Source organism: Chitinibacter tainanensis DSM 15459, from assembly GCF_000429785.1.
Taxonomy (GTDB): Bacteria; Pseudomonadota; Gammaproteobacteria; order Burkholderiales; family Chitinibacteraceae; genus Chitinibacter; species Chitinibacter tainanensis.
Genome location: NZ_KE386951.1, coordinates 440,321 through 459,096 on the forward strand (window position 1 = coordinate 440,321; position 18,776 = coordinate 459,096).

The 18,776-nt window shown below is 57.0% G+C and carries 18 protein-coding genes and 2 tRNA genes; 13 read left to right on the forward strand and 7 right to left on the reverse strand.

The window, feature by feature from the left end; all coding sequences use genetic code 11:
* Positions 1-57: 57 nt before the first annotated feature.
* Complete coding sequence (locus tag G482_RS0111450; protein ID WP_028450138.1) at positions 58-1,713, reverse strand: AAA family ATPase; 1,656 nt, start codon at positions 1,711-1,713, stop codon at positions 58-60.
* Positions 1,710-2,948, reverse strand: coding sequence for an Arm DNA-binding domain-containing protein (locus tag G482_RS0111455; RefSeq protein WP_028450139.1), 1,239 nt, complete (start codon positions 2,946-2,948; stop codon positions 1,710-1,712). The genes G482_RS0111450 and G482_RS0111455 overlap by 4 nt, the downstream gene beginning before the upstream one ends.
* 353 nt (positions 2,949-3,301) lie before the next feature.
* On the opposite strand from G482_RS0111455, the gene G482_RS0111460 reads away from it, so the two are divergent.
* Positions 3,302-3,565, forward strand: coding sequence for a helix-turn-helix domain-containing protein (locus tag G482_RS0111460; RefSeq protein WP_028450140.1), 264 nt, complete (start codon positions 3,302-3,304; stop codon positions 3,563-3,565).
* Between the two features lie 293 nt (positions 3,566-3,858).
* Here the strand turns inward: G482_RS0111460 and G482_RS0111465 are convergent.
* Positions 3,859-3,934: transfer RNA gene (locus tag G482_RS0111465), tRNA-Met, on the reverse strand.
* Between the two features lie 49 nt (positions 3,935-3,983).
* Positions 3,984-4,059: transfer RNA gene (locus G482_RS0111470), tRNA-Met, on the reverse strand.
* Between the two features lie 182 nt (positions 4,060-4,241).
* On the opposite strand from G482_RS0111470, the gene G482_RS0111480 reads away from it, so the two are divergent.
* A complete protein-coding gene (locus G482_RS0111480; RefSeq protein ID WP_028450141.1) occupies positions 4,242-5,027 on the forward strand; it encodes a threonine/serine exporter family protein in 786 nt (261 codons plus the stop codon).
* Positions 5,028-5,031: 4 nt separating this feature from the next.
* Positions 5,032-5,490, forward strand: coding sequence for a threonine/serine exporter family protein (locus G482_RS0111485; RefSeq protein WP_028450142.1), 459 nt, complete (start codon positions 5,032-5,034; stop codon positions 5,488-5,490).
* Between the two features lie 15 nt (positions 5,491-5,505).
* Here G482_RS0111485 and G482_RS0111490 read toward each other — a convergent pair whose 3' ends face one another.
* Entirely contained in the window at positions 5,506-6,120 is a 615-nt protein-coding gene (locus G482_RS0111490; RefSeq protein ID WP_028450143.1) for a GDSL-type esterase/lipase family protein, read from the reverse strand.
* Between the two features lie 111 nt (positions 6,121-6,231).
* Between G482_RS0111490 and G482_RS18445 the strand changes: the two genes are divergently transcribed.
* Together G482_RS18445 and G482_RS0111500 are read left to right on the forward strand one after the other, a co-directional pair.
* Positions 6,232-7,056, forward strand: coding sequence for an arylamine N-acetyltransferase family protein (locus G482_RS18445; protein WP_051258962.1), 825 nt, complete (start codon positions 6,232-6,234; stop codon positions 7,054-7,056).
* A complete protein-coding gene (locus tag G482_RS0111500) occupies positions 7,047-7,703 on the forward strand; it encodes an SOS response-associated peptidase (protein WP_034619526.1) in 657 nt (218 codons plus the stop codon). Before G482_RS18445 ends, G482_RS0111500 begins: the two co-directional genes overlap by 10 nt.
* Before the next feature lie 102 nt (positions 7,704-7,805).
* Here the strand turns inward: G482_RS0111500 and G482_RS0111505 are convergent, their stop codons facing one another.
* A complete protein-coding gene (locus tag G482_RS0111505) occupies positions 7,806-8,708 on the reverse strand; it encodes an energy-coupling factor ABC transporter permease (RefSeq protein ID WP_028450145.1) in 903 nt (300 codons plus the stop codon).
* A gap of 295 nt (positions 8,709-9,003) precedes the next feature.
* Positions 9,004-9,345: a hypothetical protein gene (locus tag G482_RS20335; RefSeq protein ID WP_028450146.1), complete on the reverse strand. Its 342-nt coding sequence runs from the start codon at positions 9,343-9,345 to the stop codon at positions 9,004-9,006.
* On the opposite strand from G482_RS20335, the gene G482_RS0111520 reads away from it, so the two are divergent.
* From G482_RS0111520 to G482_RS0111555, 8 genes are read left to right on the forward strand one after another with little or no spacing between them, the layout of a single operon-like run.
* Entirely contained in the window at positions 9,344-11,254 is a 1,911-nt protein-coding gene (locus G482_RS0111520; RefSeq protein ID WP_034619527.1) for a molybdopterin oxidoreductase family protein, read from the forward strand. The genes G482_RS20335 and G482_RS0111520 overlap by 2 nt on opposite strands.
* A gap of 20 nt (positions 11,255-11,274) precedes the next feature.
* Entirely contained in the window at positions 11,275-12,345 is a 1,071-nt protein-coding gene (locus G482_RS0111525; protein ID WP_245575278.1) for a 4Fe-4S dicluster domain-containing protein, read from the forward strand.
* Positions 12,345-13,223: an FAD/NAD(P)-binding protein gene (locus G482_RS0111530; protein ID WP_051258963.1), complete on the forward strand. Its 879-nt coding sequence runs from the start codon at positions 12,345-12,347 to the stop codon at positions 13,221-13,223. Before G482_RS0111525 ends, G482_RS0111530 begins: the two co-directional genes overlap by 1 nt.
* Positions 13,220-13,708, forward strand: a complete 489-nt coding sequence (locus G482_RS0111535) for a hydrogenase maturation protease (RefSeq protein WP_028450150.1) — start codon at positions 13,220-13,222, stop codon at positions 13,706-13,708. Before G482_RS0111530 ends, G482_RS0111535 begins: the two co-directional genes overlap by 4 nt.
* A 1-nt stretch (position 13,709) precedes the next feature.
* Complete coding sequence (locus tag G482_RS0111540; RefSeq protein WP_028450151.1) at positions 13,710-15,578, forward strand: proton-conducting transporter transmembrane domain-containing protein; 1,869 nt, start codon at positions 13,710-13,712, stop codon at positions 15,576-15,578.
* Positions 15,579-15,592: 14 nt separating this feature from the next.
* Positions 15,593-17,287: a hydrogenase large subunit gene (locus G482_RS0111545; RefSeq protein ID WP_245575279.1), complete on the forward strand. Its 1,695-nt coding sequence runs from the start codon at positions 15,593-15,595 to the stop codon at positions 17,285-17,287.
* Between the two features lie 4 nt (positions 17,288-17,291).
* Complete coding sequence (locus G482_RS0111550; RefSeq protein ID WP_051258964.1) at positions 17,292-18,218, forward strand: respiratory chain complex I subunit 1 family protein; 927 nt, start codon at positions 17,292-17,294, stop codon at positions 18,216-18,218.
* 13 nt (positions 18,219-18,231) lie between these two features.
* Positions 18,232-18,774 (forward strand): 4Fe-4S binding protein, encoded by a 543-nt coding sequence (locus G482_RS0111555; RefSeq protein WP_028450154.1) that lies wholly within the window; start codon positions 18,232-18,234, stop codon positions 18,772-18,774.
* Positions 18,775-18,776 lie beyond the last annotated feature (2 nt).

The following is an 18,776-nucleotide window of genomic DNA, read 5'->3' on the forward strand; positions in this document are numbered from 1 at the left end:
TTCAAAACAAAACCCAGCATCCGCTGGGTTTTGTTTACTGAGTACTTCAATATCGGTTTATGGCAGAAAACCGATTGCCTGCTTGGCGGGCTGAATGCTCATCTGAGGTGGCAAGCAAGGCTGCAGATTATGTTGATGTGCTAACAGTTCAGGCAAACTATATCCCTGCACAGCAGCTTCAACCGCGCTTTGAATATTCAGTTGCAGCGTACGGATACTCCGAGAGCGGGTAGCCAACTGAAGGGCCAAGCTGTCGGGTAGCTCCGCGGTGAAATACGCCTGAACCCCCATCTCTTTCACGATCCGGCGATAGAGCTGCCGAGCCATGGCCACTAACTGCTCAGGGTTGGGCCGTCTAATCTCAATTGGCTCGACTCGGCTAAGTAGAGGCGCCCCCAAGCCATCCGTGGTATTACTGGTGAGGATAAAGCTCACGTGAGACAAATTCAGCGGCGGAACAATGAAGTTATCCTGAAAGGCTTGGCTGTTCTCTGGTTCAAGCAGCATCAAAAGCACATCCTGCAAACCGTTATCCCGATCTTTGAGCACCTTATCGACTTCTTCGATCACGATGATTGGATTCGCCACTTCCGATTCAGCGAGGAATTGGGCAATGCGACCAGGGCAAGCGTTTTGCCAATTCGGGGAAGAGCCCACCAGCAGCATTTGATCGCCATTGCCGGCCATATCGATTTTGAAGCGAGGTAAGCCAAGTACTTCGGCGATTTGTCCGCAAACCCAGCTTTTAGAATTACCAGGCTCACCGGTTAGCAGGATCGGCCGAAAGCCCAGCGGTTTGCCGCCAAGAGTGCGCACTTTGGTTTGAGCACAAATGGTCTCCAGCACAGCGCGCAGATGACTCTCCTCACCCAGTTGCTCGCACCAATCCTGCATGTTTTGGCAAACGTCTAGCGTGGCCGCTTGCAGAGGCTTGGGCAGAATAAGGGGCGCCAGCATTGATGCCTGTTGATCTTTGAGTGTATCGATTTGTCGCTGCAGCCGAATTGGATCCACAAGATGAATACCTTCTTCGTGCAAGACCGGTGGCAATCGGTATCCAAGCGTCAAAACATGTGCGGACCAGCCCTCGGGAAGGATCTCGCGTGGAACGATTAAATCCATATTGGAATCACGCAGCAGCTGCTGTACTGAGATCGATGTCAGGTCCAAGTGACGTACATAAACTAAAGCGCGATGATGGGTCACTTGGCCACCAGTAGAGATATCAATCGACTCCCAAAAGCTCAGCTCTTCCAAGCGATCGATGACCATAAAGTCATACCCGTATTGAGAAGCCAGTAATCGGCAAGCACAGAGTTGTTCCGATTCGGGTTCCACCGGCAAATGAAACAGGCGGGCTCGAGGTGGGTGAGTGGGCCACCCTTCCCCAAAAATATCCTGCAAGGATATAAACCAGCCGGGTGGCTTTTGCAGAAATGCATGACCTGGAAACAGCGCATCCATGGTATCCATGAGCTCGTCCGCATATAAGTCATCAGGTGGCGGGAAATCCAGTTCACGCAAGATTTGTTCTTCAATCAATTCGGCTTCAGGACCGTGGGCCAGCCACAACAAGCGTTTGAGATGTGGGGGACGAGGTGGATTCATCACGACGAGCTCTCGCAGATGGTTAGACGCAGTTTTGGCGCGTTCAAGGAAGTCGGGCTTTTCAACAAAAGGCCCTTGGGCTGCAAAATAAGTAAATGAGCTCATACGCCACCTTCCTGTTTATCGATCACCTGATTGGCCAGTAATAACTGCTCAAAGGCAGAACCATCTCGTCGTGTGAGATTGGGTACATAACGGGAGTAAACCTTGAACAGCATTTCGGTCGTGGCATGCCCCATTTGCCGGGCTATCCACTCGGGCGCCTCCCCTGCCGCAAGCCATAAAGTCGCAGCGGTGTGGCGGGTTTGGTAAGGCCTGCGGCGGGCTAACCCAAGTCTGGCTAATAAGGGATACCAAACGCGCTTCGTCACATTGTTGTGATCAATGGGCGCCCCCTGCAGGTTGCAAAACACGTAGGGCGATAAATGGGCAGTCGCTTTGTATTGCTGCTGAAGCGCCAGATAAACTGGCTCACTCATCGCAATGTCGCGCTGTGATGAATCGGTTTTGGTGTAGTCCTCTTCGCCATATACGATCGTTTCCCGGATCAGAATCTGGCGACGCTCGAAATCGACATAGGACCATTTCAAACCATCGATCTCACCGGTCCGCATCCCTGTAAAGAAACGAACGATGTAATAGTTCCGGAAATCTGGTCGCACCGTATCGATGATCCGCTTGACCTCTTGGAGGCTAAACGGCTGCACATCAGACTTAGGCACCTTCAGCGGTTTGATTCGCACATAGGGCGTGGTAAAGTCATAACGGTCGGCGGCTTCCTCAAGGATTCTCCTCAAGGGGTCCATAATCTTGTTAATACGGTTGGCAGATAAAGATGCGTTCCCATTTCGGCCGGATACTTTGGCGAGTGATGACCGAAATTTGAGCAAATCTGCACGAGTGATAGCCCCGACCCTTACTGCTCCAAACTCAGGCAGATAGTACTTATCTATACAGCCCTGAATGGTCACGATATAAGATCGCCGCCAGGCAATCTTATTTTCGGCTAGCCAGTCGTGGATGAAGTCTGCGAATAGTGGCGTATTACCATGTTGATCTGAAGTATTCTGTAGGCCTATCTTTTTTCCGGGCTTAGGTTTTGCTTCCGCACCCGGTGATGCAATATTAAACCTGTCGACGAAGCGACTTTCAGGGAAATATTTTGCATATTCAAAACGACCCAGTTTGATATCAAGCTCGATATTAGCGAGGAGCTTTTCCAATTTCCGCTTATTGGTCGTCGTCGGACTCAGAGCAGTTTGCTCCCGGCAACGAACTCCTTGGAAATGGAAGTCAAAATACAAAGTCCCCGTCTCTTTCCTTACTCGGATCTGCCCCATGTCACACCCCCGCATCAAAGTGAGGCATTGCGACAGAGTCACTTACGGCTTGAAGCATGTCAGCTTCAATATTTTCCCAAATGAATAACATCTTCCTTCTTCCGAATGGTCGAAGATAGTGCCTCCCTTCCAACAGACACGAGTCGACAAGCTGGTTTCGAATTGTTCTTGCATCGTAATGTAGTCGCTCGGAGAGTTGTTCAGTAGTAAGATAGGTATGCGACATGATTCGATCCTTTGATGTTAAAATTGATCTAATGCTTATTTTTTTAAGCACCCAGAAGCAATCTAGCACACTCGTCAGATGATATCAATCATCTTTTGATAATTTTTTTAATCATTTGGTGGCATTTATGATCAGATTCCGCGTAAAGGAGCTGATGGCAGAGAAGGAATTCAGGGAAAACAGGCGGATTACTTTGGCGGAGGTAGCTGAAGCATGCGGCATAAATCGCATGACACTGTCCAAGATTGCAGGGCAGCGAGGCTACAGCACAGTGACCGACAACTTAGATAGACTTTGTAAGTATTTCGATTGCCAAATATCTGACTTGATCACTTACATTCCCGACTTGGAAGAAATAGGAAAATCAGAAAAAGAGATTCCAAAACAATAACTAATCACATTTCCCTTGTGACAGTTGGCAACTGTCACAAGGGAAAGCCGCGTCGATTTAGCTACTTTAAGGTCAAATCATGACCTGATTTGTATGTAAGCTGAGTTGGAAGAAAGCCCACTAAAAGGTGCTGTTCTTAATGATGCCCGAAGGTCAAAAGACTTAGATTGACGCAACCATTCCGTCACAGTTTGTGGCACACCAGTGGCACATAAGCTCTATTGTGACAAAATCCGGGTCGAAAACGAAAAAGCCCTCGATCTATTTATTCAATAGAATCAAGGGCTTTCGATTGGTTGCGGGAACAGGACTCGAACCTGTGACCTTCGGGTTATGAGCCCGACGAGCTTCCAACTGCTCCATCCCGCGTCAGGATGTTTACTGGACAATCTGGTTGTAACAACCAAATCGTAGAATTTGGTTGCGGGAGCAGGACTCGAACCTGCGACCTTCGGGTTATGAGCCCGACGAGCTTCCAACTGCTCCATCCCGCGACAGAGGGGTGAACTATATAGCTCAAGCCGCGGGCTGTCAAATTTATTTGCTGTTTCCAGCCGATATTGGTGATTTTCACAGCAGCTCTGTTGCTGCCGGCGGGCCGTTTTGATGCTTGGCAAGATCGCGGCGGCGGTTTTCACCTACAATCTGGCGCATCTTCTCCCCCGGTAGGCTACCCATGCAAACCATTGCAACTGCTCCGGTTTTACCGCTGGATGACATCCTGAATCTCACGCTGGAAGCGGGCTTACTGATGCATCAATCGGGTGCGGGCACGCACCGTACTTCGGCGGCGATGCAGCGGATTGCCAAAGCGCTGGGGGCGGCGCGAGTGGAGGTGATGATTTCATCGACCAATATCGGCGTCTCCGTCGAACGGGCCGAAACCGCCAGCCACGAAACCCTCACCGCCTTTCGCAAAGCACCGCATATGGGCGCGAATTTTGCCGCGCTGTCGGCGGTGCGCCGCTGGTTGCATCAACTTGAGCAGGGCGAGCTCGATAGTCAGAGCGCCAAATTGCAATTGGCCGAGATCGCCCGCCGGCCCACGCATTATCCGCGCTGGGCGATTACCGCCATGGTGGGTATCTCTTGCGGAGCCTTTGCAGCATTGTTTGGTGGCGACATACCCGCCATATTGGCCACCACGATTGGGGCCGCCTGTGGCATGGCGGTGCGCTTTGCGCTGGTATTGCGGCATTTCAAACCATCAATTTTTGCTACGGCGGCCAGCTTTGTTGGCCTGCTGTGTACCGGCGTACTGGCGCATTGGTTTAGCCAAACCCCCGATGCGGCGCGGGCCGCTTCGGTGCTGTTTTTGATTCCGGGGGTGCCGCTGATTAATGGCGCATCGGATTTACTGAACGGCAATTACCTCAATGGCATGGTGCGTTTTGCCATGAGTGCGGTGATTATTTTCGGCATTGCAGTGGGCGTGAGTATCGCGCTGCGGATTTTGGGGTAAAAACATGGCCAGCTGGTTACTCGAATTATGGGCGGCCCCGGCTGCGCTGGGTTTTGCGATGCTGTTTAATGTGCCGCCGCGCACACTGTGGGTGTGCGGCAGCCTGGCGATTGCCGGCCATGCCTGTCGCAAGCTGGTGATGGTGCTGGGCGGCGATATTGTCTTGGGTACGCTGTGCGCCGGCTTGCTGATCGGTATCGTGGCCGAATGGTGGGGTAGCCGCCAGGATCAGCCCGGGGCGATTTTTGCGGTTAGCGCGGCGATTCCGATGGTGCCGGGCACCTATATGTATAAAGCGGTGCAGGGTTTGCTCGGCATCGCCACCCTGCCGCATGGCGCCGATGGCACGCAATTGCTGGTCAGCGCTGGGGTGAGCGGCGTAACGGCGGCCATGATCGTGATCGCACTGGCCTTTGGCGTAGCGGCGCCGATGCTACTGTGGCCGCGTACGGCCCAGCATTAAGTCGGCCCGCGAGACTTAGCGCGCGCCCAGTTGCTGTAGCTGGCGCGCCAACTCATCGGCCATGCGCTGATAGCCGGCGGCATTCGGGTGCACGGTATCGCTCTTGAGGCTGGCTTGCGCCAGCAGATCTTCCAGCAGGGTATCGTTCAGCGGCACTTGATATTCCTTGGCTAGCTCAGCATACAAGGGGTGGGTATCTAGACCCAAACCCAGCTTGGGCACGCCAATCAGCAAAACCGGAATCTGCCGCGCCTGCAGCAGCGCCAACATCTCACGCAAGGCCGACTGGGTTTGCGCCACAGGCAGGCGCTGCAGAAAATCATTGCCGCCCAAACACACCAGCACTAATTTGGGCTGCACCTCATCCAGCGTTGCCGCCAGCCGGGCAGCGCCCTGTGCGGCAGTTTCCCCGGGCACCCCGGCATTCACGATCTGCCAGCCGGTTTGTGCGGCCAGCCGCGCCGGATAGCTGGTGTCGGCCGTCGCGCCCGTGCCGTAAGTGAGGCTATCGCCAAATGCCAGCACCACCGCGCCGGCCGGCACAGCTGGCAGCTTGGGCCCGCCGCAGCCGCTTAAGCTCAGCCCCAGCATGATCAGGCTGGCCACAAGCCAGATTCGCCATTGCCGCATCGTTTTCTCCTGTTTCTGTTCTGACCTGCGCCACGGCCTGCGGTTCATCCGGCGGTACAAGCGGGCCGCTTCACAGTAAAATCAAGCCTCACCATTGCGCAAGAGGCCAGTATGGATTGGATCGCTCGTTATCACGCCGCGTTGGGCTATACCCCGGCCGGCCCACTGGATCAGGCCAGCCTAGCCCACCTGCATCGCGCCCATGTTACGGCCCTGCCCTTTGGTAATCTTGATCTACTCTTGGGCCGGCGGCCCGAGCTAAGCCCCACTGCGTTGGAGCGCAAAGTATTGCAAGAGCGCCGCCCAGCCTATTGCTATGAATTAAACACCCTGTTGGCAGATTATCTACAGCGGCAAGGCTTGCAGCCCACCACTCACCTCGCGCGCGTTCTGCTGGAACAAACCCCGCGACAGGAAAAACCGCGCTCGCATCTGATCATCACCCTGCTGCTCAATGGCGAGCGCTGGTTGCTGGATGTGGGCTTTGGCGGTGGCGGGCTGTGCGAGCCGATTCCGCTGCGGGTGGATGAAACCTTCGATCAGGGGCAAGACCGCTATCGCCTACAGGCCGATGAAGAGGCCAGCGGCTGGTATCTGCAGCGCGAGCTGGATGGCCAGTGGCGGCAAATGTACTGGTTTGATCTCACCCCCAGCTACCCAGCCGATACCGAAGTGAGCAACCATTTTGTTGCCACGCACCCGCAATCGCGCTTTGTGCGCGAGCTGATGCTCACCCGCCTGTGCGCCGATGGCCGGCTGGTATTGCATAAAGGGCAACTCAGCCACCGCAGCCCGGCTGGCCAGCGCAATACCGCGTTTAGCAGCGCCAGCGAGCTCGATACATTATTGCGGCGCGAATTTGGCGTGGCGCTGTCGCCCGCAGAATGCGCGCAACTGCTGCCGTTTGCGCTCGGCACTGCCACAGCATGTGCGTAAGTTTTGTGCCCTTGCCGCGGGCCGAGCTGGCCGGGCATTTTCAGGCAGAGCCACCGCCCGATCAGTGGGCGGCCGAAGTCTGGCAGGACGATCTGGCGCCGATTATTTTGCCCGGCGATCAGGCCCGGCAGGCGGTGTTAGCCAATTACGGCTTTTTGCCGCGCCAACAGCAAGCGCCCGGCGCCCGCTACAGCACGCTCAATGCCCGCGCCGAAACCATTGATCGGCTAATCAGCTATCGCCAAGCCTGGCAGCAATGCCAGCTGTGCTTGGTGCCGATGCGCGGGTTTTACGAGCCCTGCTATGAATCCGGCCGCGCCGAGCGTTATCAAATCGGCCTACTGGATGACGCGCCTTTTGCGGTGGCGGGCCTGTGGCGCAGCTGGCGCACGCCAGCCGGCAGCACCGAATACGCCTTCACCCAAATCACCATCAACGCCGACCAACACCCGCTGATGCGCCGCATGCACCAGCCCGGCGAAGAAAAACGCAGCTTGGTGATTATCCCGGCCACGCACTACGACGCGTGGCTCGATTGCCAAGTGCCACAGCGCGCGCGGCAATGGTTGCAGCTGTATCCCGCGGATGCCATGCAGGCGCGGCCCTTGCCCAAACCACCCACCCCGCAGCTGGCTTTGCCGTTTTAGCGTTTACCTTAGATACAGCCCAACGCAGAGTGCCAGGGATATACCCTGGCACCTATCCTGCTGCAAACCTTTCGTAGTCTTGCCTAGCGGGCTATACCCCGATTAAAAAACCGTAGCCGTGCGGCGCCAGTATTGGGCAAGGCGCCCCAGCACCAACGCGACCCCAGCCACCAGCAACACCCCCGCCAAGCCCGCCAGCCCGGTCGCCAATGCGCCTTCTGCCAGCCCCGCCACACTGTAATCAGCGAAGGGCGTCACCAGCAGCGGCGCACTTTCGTGCAAAGCGCCATACCGGCTCAGCACCCACTCCAAGCCATCCGGATAGCTACTGGCATAGGGGCTGAGCAAAGTGGCAATCAGCACGGCAGCCAAGGCCGGCAAAGCCACCGGCGCGCGCGGCCGTGCGCGGAGTTCTGCACTACACAGCGCGACCAGCAGCACGCTGAGCAAGGCTTCGCCCACGCCGATCAGCATATGCACACCCAACATCGCCGGTAGCACCTGTGCCAGTGGCAACGTGCCGCTGAGGGCTAGCTCTAGCGCGCAAGCCACGGCAGCGAGCTGCAGCGAAAGCCACGCCGCCAGCGGCACAGCCAGCCACAGTGGCCAGCCCCGCCCGCGCAAGCGCTGCAGCAAATAGCCACCCACCCCAGCGCCCAGCAGCGCCATATTCAGCACATTGGCGCCCAGCACCAGCAGCCCGCCATCGGCAAACACCAGCGCCTGAATACTCACCACCAGCGTCAGCGCCAAGACTGCCCAAGGGGTGCCCAATAAACTCGCCGCCAGCACGCCACCGAGCAAATGCCCAGAGGTGCCCAGCTGCACCGGAAAATTCAACATCTGCGCGGCAAAGATCAGCGCAGCCACCGCGGCAAAGCGCCCCAGCCCCGGTTGTTGCCGCGCCCGATAGGCCGCCCGCGCAGCCAGCGTGACACCGCCCACCGCCAGCAGCGCCGTTACTGGGCACAGCGCGCCCTGCACCATTTCATTAGGAATATGCATGAAATTAATCTCCGCTATTGCGAATCGGGATGCGCTTATTCTTCTCGCTCGCTCGAACAAGGCATTTGATTTGGCGCAACGTTCGGCAGAAACGAAAGATTAAACTGCATTGAAAACGCAATTCACCACCCGCATAGCGGGATAAAAAAACCAAGTAATTGCCAGAAGTAGCACCGCGCGATTTAGCAGCAGTAAAAAGTCGGTAATTTGTAATTGAGATTTAATTTCAATTAAGCCAAACCCTCACCCCCACGGGTGATGCATTTGGATCGCCGGGTACGCTAAAGCGCAGTAGCTACTTGATAAATAAAGGGATGTAGAGTCGAGCCATGCCTACTATCGCGCGCCCAGCACGGCGCCACGATTGCCGTGCGCACTGTTTCACTTTCGCAATGGGCCGCGCACGGATTAATACGTCAATTAAATTGACTTTATTTGGCAACACTTTTATTTCCACCCAATTTATTGCTCGCCATTTCCACCCCAATGCGCTCACCCAAGGCATTACAGCGTGCCAGATGGGAGTAAGTGCAGAAATGCAGCAGCTATTTAGTGCTAAAAGCAGGCGCCCGGTATTACCGGCGCCTTTTTTATTGTCGGCAAGTCGTTGCGTGAATTGAAAGGCTGGTAAATCCATGAATCTCGCTCATTACAAGCCGTGTGTGTGCAATCTGTGCGGTACCGGCTGTGGCCAGTTTCTGAACACCGATGGGCAGCGGGTATACGGCGTGGCGCCGCTGATCACCCACCCGGTGAGCAAGGGCAAATTGTGCATCCGCGGCTGGCACGCCAATGAATTACTCAACACCCACGAGCGCATCACCACCCCGCTCATCCGCGAACACGGCGAGCTGCGCCCGGCCAGCTACGACGAAGCCATCGCCAAGGTGATGAGCACGCTGCAAACATTCAAGGGTGAAGCGGGCGAGATTGGCGTGCTAGCGTCGGCGCGCTCATCCAACGAAGATGGCTACACGCTGGCGCGCTTGAGCCGCGAAGTGCTGAAAACCCAGCTGCGCGGCATTGGCGCCGAAGCCGGCCACCGCAAGAGTATGGATTCACTGCGCCACGCCTTTGGCTACCCCGGCGCGCATGGCAGCCTCACCGCGATTGATCACGCCGACTATATTCTGGTCGTTGGCACCGACATCACCCGGCAAAACCCGATCATCGGCGGCAATATCCATGCCGCCCAGCGGCGCGGCGCGCGGGTGGTCACGCTCTCGAGCTCACGCACGCAGATCGCCAAGCTCTCGACCAAACACTTTCAGGAAAAACCGGGCACGCTGGGGCTGCTGGTCAATGCGCTGGGCAAATCGCTGATGGCGATCCGCACCGTCAACCATGATCGGCGCGCCAATATCGACAAACTGCCGGGCTATAGCGAATACGCGGCGTCGCTGCGCAGTATTTCCTCGGTGGCGCTCGAGCGCGCCAGCGGTATCCGCTACGAAGAAATCGAGGAAGAAGCCAAATACCTTGAGCACGCCAAATCGGTGGTGATTTTATTTTCCAGCGGCATTTCCGGGCTGGATCGCCCCACCATCGATGCCATTACCAATCTGGCGCTTCTCACCGACAGGATGGATCACCCGCATTCAGCGGTGATACCGGTGGCCGGGATTAGCAATCTGCAAGGCAGCTTTGATATGGGTATGTCGGGCGAGCTGGGCAATAGCGTGTTCAAAGCATTGGCCACCCCCGATTCGGCGATCAAAGCCTTGCTGGTGATTGACCACGACGACGGCATTATCCGCGATAAAGCCCGCATCGCTGCACTGGATTTCGTGGTGTATGCCTGCGCTTATAAAAATGCCTTTATGGAACTGGCCGACGTGGTGTTTCCGCTACCGGCCTACAACGAAACCGACGGCACCTACACCGCCGCGGATAAACGCGTGCAGATCACGCGCCAGAATGTGGACAACAAACGGGGCATCTTGCCGGGCTGGAACTTATGGCAACGTCTGGCGGCGGCCGTGGGCCACCACTGGGGGTATCAAGATGCAGCCCATGTTTTTAAAGATGTTGCCAAGCATACCCCTGGTTACGCCGATCTGAGCCATGAGTTATTAGGCAAAGGCTTTGGCCAGCACTGGAATCCGAAAGGCTTTGCCAGCAGCCGGCAACGGCAATTTAACGCCATCAATATCGAATACTGGGAAGCACCCACCAGCCCGCAATTTCCGTTCGCACTGATGATCGGCAAGGCGCAGCACTACTGGCATCAGAACAATCTGATGCGCAAAACCATCGTGCCACGCCGCGAATACGACCAGACGCTGTGGCTGTATCCGCAGGGCTATATCGAGATTTCGCCCGACGACGCGACCCGCCTGAAAGTGAAGGACAAATGGCTGGTGAATGTGCGCTCCAGCATCGGCACCAGCATGAAGATTGCGGTGAAGATTTCGCCCGATGTGCAAAACGGCACCGCCTATATCCCCTACTTCATCAAAAACATGATTTCCGATTTCCTGCTGCCGTATGAAAACGCCTACGCAGCCGGCGAGGAAAGCGTGATTCCGATCCAGATCCAAGAATGACGAGCGGCAAGGAAACCATCATGTCCATGTACCTCCTCTCGGCGCACGACATCAGCGCGCTGGTGACTGAGCTGCAAGCCAGTTACGACGTTTACGGCCCGCAGGTGGAGCCGCAAACCAAGCAGGTGTTTTTCGATCAGCTGGCCTCGGCCGAAGCGCTGGATCTGGCCGCGCCGATTCCCTCCATGCCGGTGAAGGAAATCTTATTCCCGCAGATGGAGCGCATCCTGAAATACAAATACGACGCGCAAAGCCAGAGCGTGGAGCTAAGCAAACAGTATTTCGAGCGGCCCAAAGTGCTGTTTGGCCTGCGCCCCTGTGATCTGTCGGGTATTTTGGTGCTGGATCGCTTCTTTCTCGGGCAAGAGTTTGTGGATGATGTTTACCTCACCCATCGACGCCAATGCCTGCTGATCAGTAATACCTGCCTGCACCCTTTCCCGCAGTGTTTCTGCGTCTGTACGCATTCGGGCCCCGATGCCGATGAGGGCTTTGATCTGGATTTAACGCAGCTGAAAGACGGCATTTTGGTGCGGGTAGGCAGCGAAAAAGGTCAGGCTCTGGCCGATGCACACCAGTGGTCGGTGGCCAGCGCCGCCCACGCGGCGGAATTTAAAGCCGTGGTGGAGCGCAGTATTGATCTCTTTCCCGAGCTCGCCACCGACAACAAAGCCTGGGTGGCCAAGGTGATGAATCGCATCACCACCGGTTTTGTGAAACCGGAAACTTGGGAATACATCGGCGATCAGTGTTTTGAATGCGGCGCCTGCTCTTTTGTTTGCCCAACCTGTAGCTGCTTCAACATCGAAGACTCGGCCACCGCCTGTGGTGAGTGCGAACGACTACGGATGCGTGACTCGTGTTCATTTGAAGGCTACGCCCGTATGGCTGGCGATCATAACCCGCGCCAACCGGTGGAAGACCGCCGTAATAAGCGTTTTTTCTGCAAGCTGTCTTACCCGCAATCGAAAAAATACCTGCGCCCCGGCTGTGTGGGCTGTGGCCGCTGCCAGTGGGTGTGCCCCGGCGATATTGGCCTACCCAATGTTGTGCAATACATCCGCCGCGAAATCACCGGAGGGCAAAACTGATGGCCAATTGTCACGGCAATCACGAGCATGGCAACTGTAAAACCACCGGCCTGTGCCCGATTGTGACCTTCCCCGAGGTGGTGAATATCGACGAGATTCGCGATGAAATCCCTGAGGTAAAGACCTTTTACCTGTCTTTTCCGAATAAAGACGTCGAGCGTGAATTTCGCATCAAATCGGGCCAATTCATTATGTGCACGGTGTTTGGCGCCGGTGAATTTGCCGTGTCGCTGCCGCCCAGCCCGGAAAACGATCGCTTTCATATTTCGGTGCGCGCCGTCGGCAAGGTGACCAATGCGCTGCACGCGCTCAAACCCGGCGACAAGCTCGGCGTACGCGGGCCATTTGGCAATGGCTTTCCGTTTGAAGACATCAAAGGCAAAAACATCATTTACGTGGCGGGCGGCATTGGGCTAATTCCGCTGCGCAGTTCGATCGTGCATGCGCTGCAACACCGCGAAGATTTCGGCCGCATCATCCTCCTGTACGGCGCGCGCAGTAGCCAAGACCTGATGTACCAGCCAGACATCAAGGAATGGCAACAGAACGCGGGCTTCGAGACCTTTATCACCATCGATAAACCCGAAGCCGGTTGGAATGGCGAAGTGGGCTATGTGAACCAGCTGATCGAAAAAGCCAAGGTGCCGGTCGATAACAGCGTGGCCTTTGTCTGCGGCCCGCCAGTGATGTTTAACAGCGTGATTGGCGAATTTTTAAAACGCGGTATGAGCGAAGACGCGATCATCTCAACGCTAGAGCGGCAGATGAAATGCGGCATTGGTAAATGCCAGCACTGCGCGGTAGGCCGCACGCTCGTCTGCACCGATGGGCCGGTTTATACCTACCGGCAAATCAAAACGCTGGGTGAACAGATATGAGCTTTACCCACGATTTGGCCCAAATTTTCAGCCGCCCGACGCAGATTGTGGGCATCGGCAACCCGCTGCGCAGCGACGATGGCGTGGGCTGCTATATCGCCGACACCTTGGCCCAGCAGTTACCCGCCGGCAGCCCGCATGCGGCGCTCAATGTCGAAGACGTGATCGAAAACTACGTGTTTGCGCTGGCCGCGGGCCCGGCCGAGCACATCTTGCTGGTGGATGCGATCAGCGGCAGCGGGCAAACGCCCGGCTCGCTGGTCTTGGGCAAGCTGCGCGAGCTGGAAACTGGCGGCGGCTATTCCACCCACAAGCTGGCACTTTCGATGGCCGCGCAATTACTCGAACAACAGGGCAAGCAGGTTTACCTGCTGGGCATCAGCGCCCACAACATCGACTTTGGCTTGCAGATGGAGCCAGCCATACAGGACAGCGCGGCGGCAGTGATTGATCTGCTGTGCCAGCACGCTGGAAGGAGCCACTAAGATGGACACCACGATCTATCCGCATTTACAAACCGGCCTGGCGATCTTGCTCGGTGCGGGCCTAATTACCCCGCTACTGGCGAGCAAACGCCAACTGGCAGGCATCGTTAACCTGCTAGCGGTAGTGCTGGCCGGGCTGTTTTTCGCCAGCAGCGCCATCAATGTGCTGAGCGGCCCCGGCGCGCCGGCCAGCTTTGATCTGCAGCTGGCAGGGCTCACGATCCCGCTGCTGGTGGATGGATTTTCGGCAGTGTTTTTGCTGCTGATCGCGGTGATTGCCAGCGTGGTGGCGTTGTACTGCATTGGCTATATGCAGATGGCGCATTACCGCCATTACAGCCTGCGCGGCTTTTATTTCTGCTACCCCGTGTTTATCGCCGGCATGATCGCGCTGGTGACGGTGGATGACTTGAGCACCGGTTTCACCATCGCCTGGCAGCTGATGACGCTGACCTCCTTCTGGCTGATCCGCTTTGATCATCACGACCCAGTGATTGTGCGCAGCGCCAATAAATACCTGCTGTTGATGCAGCTGGCGTGGGCGGCGGTGCTAACGGCTGGGCTGCTGGTGCCGGGCTGCGGCTGGGGTACGCCACTGCATTACATTGCCGAGCAATTGGGTACGCTCGATGTCGGCCTGCGTACCTTGCTGCTGGCACTTGCCTTCCTCGGCTTTGGCATGAAGGCCGGTATGTTTCCGCTGGGCCAGCTATGGCTGCCCGATGCGCACTCGGTGGCGCCGTCACCAATCAGCGCACTGCTGTCGGGCGTGATGCTGAAAACCGGTATCTACGGCCTGATCCGCACCCTGTTCTGGATGACGCCAGAGAGCATGCCCGCGCACGAGCTACAGTACTGGGGGATGGCGGTGGCGGTGATTGGGGTGGTCACGCTGTTTATCGGTACCTCGCAATCGCTGAAACAAGTCGATGCCAAGCGCCTGAATGCGTATAGCTCCATCGGCCAGATCGGCTACATCATTCTGGCGATAGGCGCGGCGCGCTATTACCTGGGTCCGAATGCCGCGCTACATGCGCTGGCGCTGCTGGCCATCTTGGGCGCGTTTTTGCATGTACTGAATCACGCCATTTTCAAAAGCTTGTTGTTCCTCTGTGTAGGTAGCGTGCAATACACCACCGGCACCAAAGATCTGGACAAACTCGGCGGCCTGTTTGCGCTGATGCCCATCACCGCCATCATCGCCGGTATCGCCGCGATTGCCGTTTCGGGCGTGCCAGCCTTTTCGGGCTTTACCAGCAAATGGGCCATCGTGGCCGCCACGCTGCTATCCGGCAAAGCGGCAGGCATCTTTGTGATCTTCGGCGTAATTGCGCTCGTCACCAGCGCGATGACGCTTGCCACCTATGTGAAGCTCTACGGCATGACCTTTACCTCGGTGGGGGTCGAGTGGAACACGGACGGGAACGCCAAGGTGCAGGAAGTGGGCAAGCTAATGCTGGCGCCCAAACTGCTGCTCACCGCCATTTGTTTGCTGCAGGGTTTGTGCCCATGGCTGTTTGTGGCGCTGTTTGGTCGCGTGCTGGCCACCTCGGAAGGCGTGCTGACCCACACGCTGGCCACGCCAGCCCTTCTTGCGACTTTATCTGAGCGCTATGCGGGGGTTGCCGTTAGCAATGCCAGCGGCACCGCGGTAGCGTTTTCACTGCCGCTGGTGATGGTGGCACTGCTGGTAGTGGCAGGGCTTTTCGCGCGCTGGTTGAAACACGCGGGCGGCGCGCAAACCCGCCAGGCGCCGGTCTGGCTGTGTGGCTACCAAACGCTCAACAACGCCAACCGCTATCTGAGCAGCCACATTTTTGATGCCTTCAAGAAATTCATGAAGTGGACCGGCGGCAACGTGCGCGCTTGATGGGGAGTATGCAGATGTCCAAACGAAAAGAACTCGAAGCCAAACTGATCGCCCGCCTGCGCGATGATGTGGTCTGCGTCGAAAAAACCGATCCGCGCACGATTTTTATCGATGTGAAGCGCGCCGGGATCCGCGAAGCCAGCAAAATCATCACCAATGCCGGCGCACGTTATTTGTGCAGCGTGGGCTACGACAATATCGAACGCGATGGCACGCTGGGGATGATTCACACCTTTGCGCTGGATGATAGCGATCAGTTTGTTTGCTGTCGCACCAGCGCACCGGAAAACGACGCCATTATCGAATCGATCACTCCCGATCTGCCCTCGGCCGGCTGGTCTGAGCGCGAAGTGACCGATCTATTGGGCCTGCGCTTTGCCGGCCACCCCAAACCCAAAAAACTGGTACTGGCCGATGACTGGCCGGATGGGATTTACCCGCTACGCAAAGATGTGCCACACAATCTGGTGCCCAAGGGCGCCGAAGACGTTGCCTACGAGCTGGATGAAGCGCCACCGGGCACCAAGATTGTGCCGGTGGGCCCGTTTCACCCCAGCCTGCATGAGCCCGAACACTTTGCCGTGTATGTCGATGGCGAAACCATCAAGGGCTGTGACTATCGCGGCTTTATGACCCACCGTGGCATCGAAAAGCTCTGCACCACGCAGATTAGCTACAACGAGGTGCCGTTTATCGCCGAGCGCATCTGCGGCATTTGCGGCTCGGTGCATGCCACGGCATTTTCGCAAGCGGTGGAATCAGCAGCGGGGTTGGTTATCCCGCGCCGGGCCGAGTTTATCCGCACCATGATGCTGGAATTCGAGCGCATCCACTCGAATCTCTTGTGGCTGGGTGTGGCTGGCCACCTGATTGGTTTTGATACCGTCTTCATGCAGGCTTGGCGCGTGCGCGAGCAGATTATGTGGCTGTGCGAGCGCCTCACCGGCAATCGCAAAACCTACGGCATGATTCTGGTGGGCGGCGTGCGCCGCGATATCACGCCGGAGATCGCCGACGATATCCGCCGGGTGATGAAAACCATCGAAGATGATCTGGCTATCATCCACCGCGCGATTGAAAAAGACACCTCGATCCACAAACGCACCAAGGGCGTGGGCACCATCACCAAACAGCAAGCGCTGGATTGGAGCCTGGTCGGCCCGGTGGCCCGCGCGCGCGGCGTGGATATCGATGCGCGCCGCGATCACCCCTACGCCGCCTACGACGAAATGAAATTTGAAGTGCCGGTACTCGATAGCTGCGATGTGTGGGCCACGCTCGTCATCCGCGTGATCGAGACCTTCGAGGCGATCAAGATCGTGCGCCAATGCCTCGAAAAAATGCCGGGCGGCGAATTTTTCGTCGAGATGAAAGACAGCATTCCCGCCCAGCGCCATGCCATCACCGTGGTGGAGGCGCCGCGTGGCGAATCGGTGCATTACGTGATTACCGGTGAGGACAATCGCCCCGAGCGCTGGCGCGTGCGCGCCCCCACCTTCCCCAATCTGCAAGCCGTGCCGCTGATGCTGCTGGACGAACAATTCGGCGACTTCCCCATCATCATGGGCAGTATCGACCCGTGTTTTTCCTGCACCGACCGCGTGGCGGTGGTGGATCTGCAAACTGGGCAAGCCAGCTCTATCAGCAAGGCCGAGCTGGATGCGCTGTCGCGCCAGCAACAGGCACGCCATGCCTCACTAAAGGGTTAAGACCATGACCACCGCGACACTCCACCCCATTTGGTCTTATGTGCAGGTATTGCTCAATTTGCTGGTGTTTCTGGCGCTGGCGCCCTTATTCGACGGCATCGTGCGCCGCGTAACGGCGCGGGTGCAAAGCCGGCAGGGGCCGCCGCTGGTGCAGTCGTTTTACGATGTGCTCAAGCTGTTGGGCAAAGAAAACATCGATTCGACTGGCATTTTGCCCTTCCGGCTCGCCCCGGTGATCGCCTTTGCCTCCATGCTGTGCGTGATTGCCATCTTGCCGCTGGCCGGGCGCGCCACCGCATTTACAGCCTATGCCGATGCGATTTCACTGGTGTATCTGCTCACCCTGGGCGGCGTGGCGGTATTGCTGGGCGCCTTTGCCAGCAAAAACATCTACGCCCTGATCGGCGCCAGCCGCGAAATGACCACCATGATCATGGTCGAGCCGATTTTGTTCATGATCTTGCTGTTGGGGGTACTCAAAACCGGCAGCCTTGATCTGTCTGCCGTGATTTACGGCACGCCGATGGCGGCCTTTGGCCTGCCCGGTATGGTGATGATTGCAGTGAGCCTGTTTGGACTGCAAGCCTTTGTGGCACGCCAGCCGTTTGATATGGCTGAAGCCGAGCAAGAGCTGTTGGGCGGGCCATTTATCGAATACAGCGGCCCGAACTACGCGCTGTTTAAGTACTACATGATGCTCAAGCAGATGTTTTACGCCTATCTGCCGATTGCGATGTTTGTGCCGCTCTTGGGAACCGGCTTTTATCTGGCTGATCTGGCGCTGCAACTGGTACTGACGGCGGTGGTGTTTTTGCTGATCGGGCTGTTATCGGCCACGCACCCGCGCTACCGGATCGATCAGGCGATTCGCTATTTCGGCGTGCTGTTTTTGATTGCGCTGGCGGCGATTGCTGCGGCCGTCGTGCTTTGATGGAGAGAACATCATGTGGCTAACCAGCAAAATCAAACAACTGCTGATGGTGATGAAACCGGGCGTGGTCACGCTCAACTATCCGCATGAGCGCCCACCGGTGCCGGCCAATCTGCGCGGCCAGCCGGTGTTTGATCACCAAAAATGCATCGGCTGCGGCGGCTGCTCCGATCACTGCCCGGCACGCTGTATTTTGGTCCGCGATGTGTGCCAGGAGCTGCGCGTGATGCTGTATGACGGCTCGCGCTGCACTTACTGTGGCCGCTGCGCCGACATCTGCCCCGAGCAGGCCATCACCATGAGCAACAGCTTCGAGATTGCCTGTGATCAGAAAGAAGACATCACCACGCGGATGGAGCTCTTTATGATGACCTGCCAGCGCTGCGGGCGCTGCTATGAGATGGAAAAAACCAATGCCATCGACCGCATCAACCTCAAGGGTTTCCGCTACGACAATCTCGAACAGCGCGCGCTGATCCGCAAAACCAGCGAAACCTTCGACCCCACGCTGTTGCAGCAGTCCGATCAATACCAGCGCCCGAGCACCAAGGAGTAAGC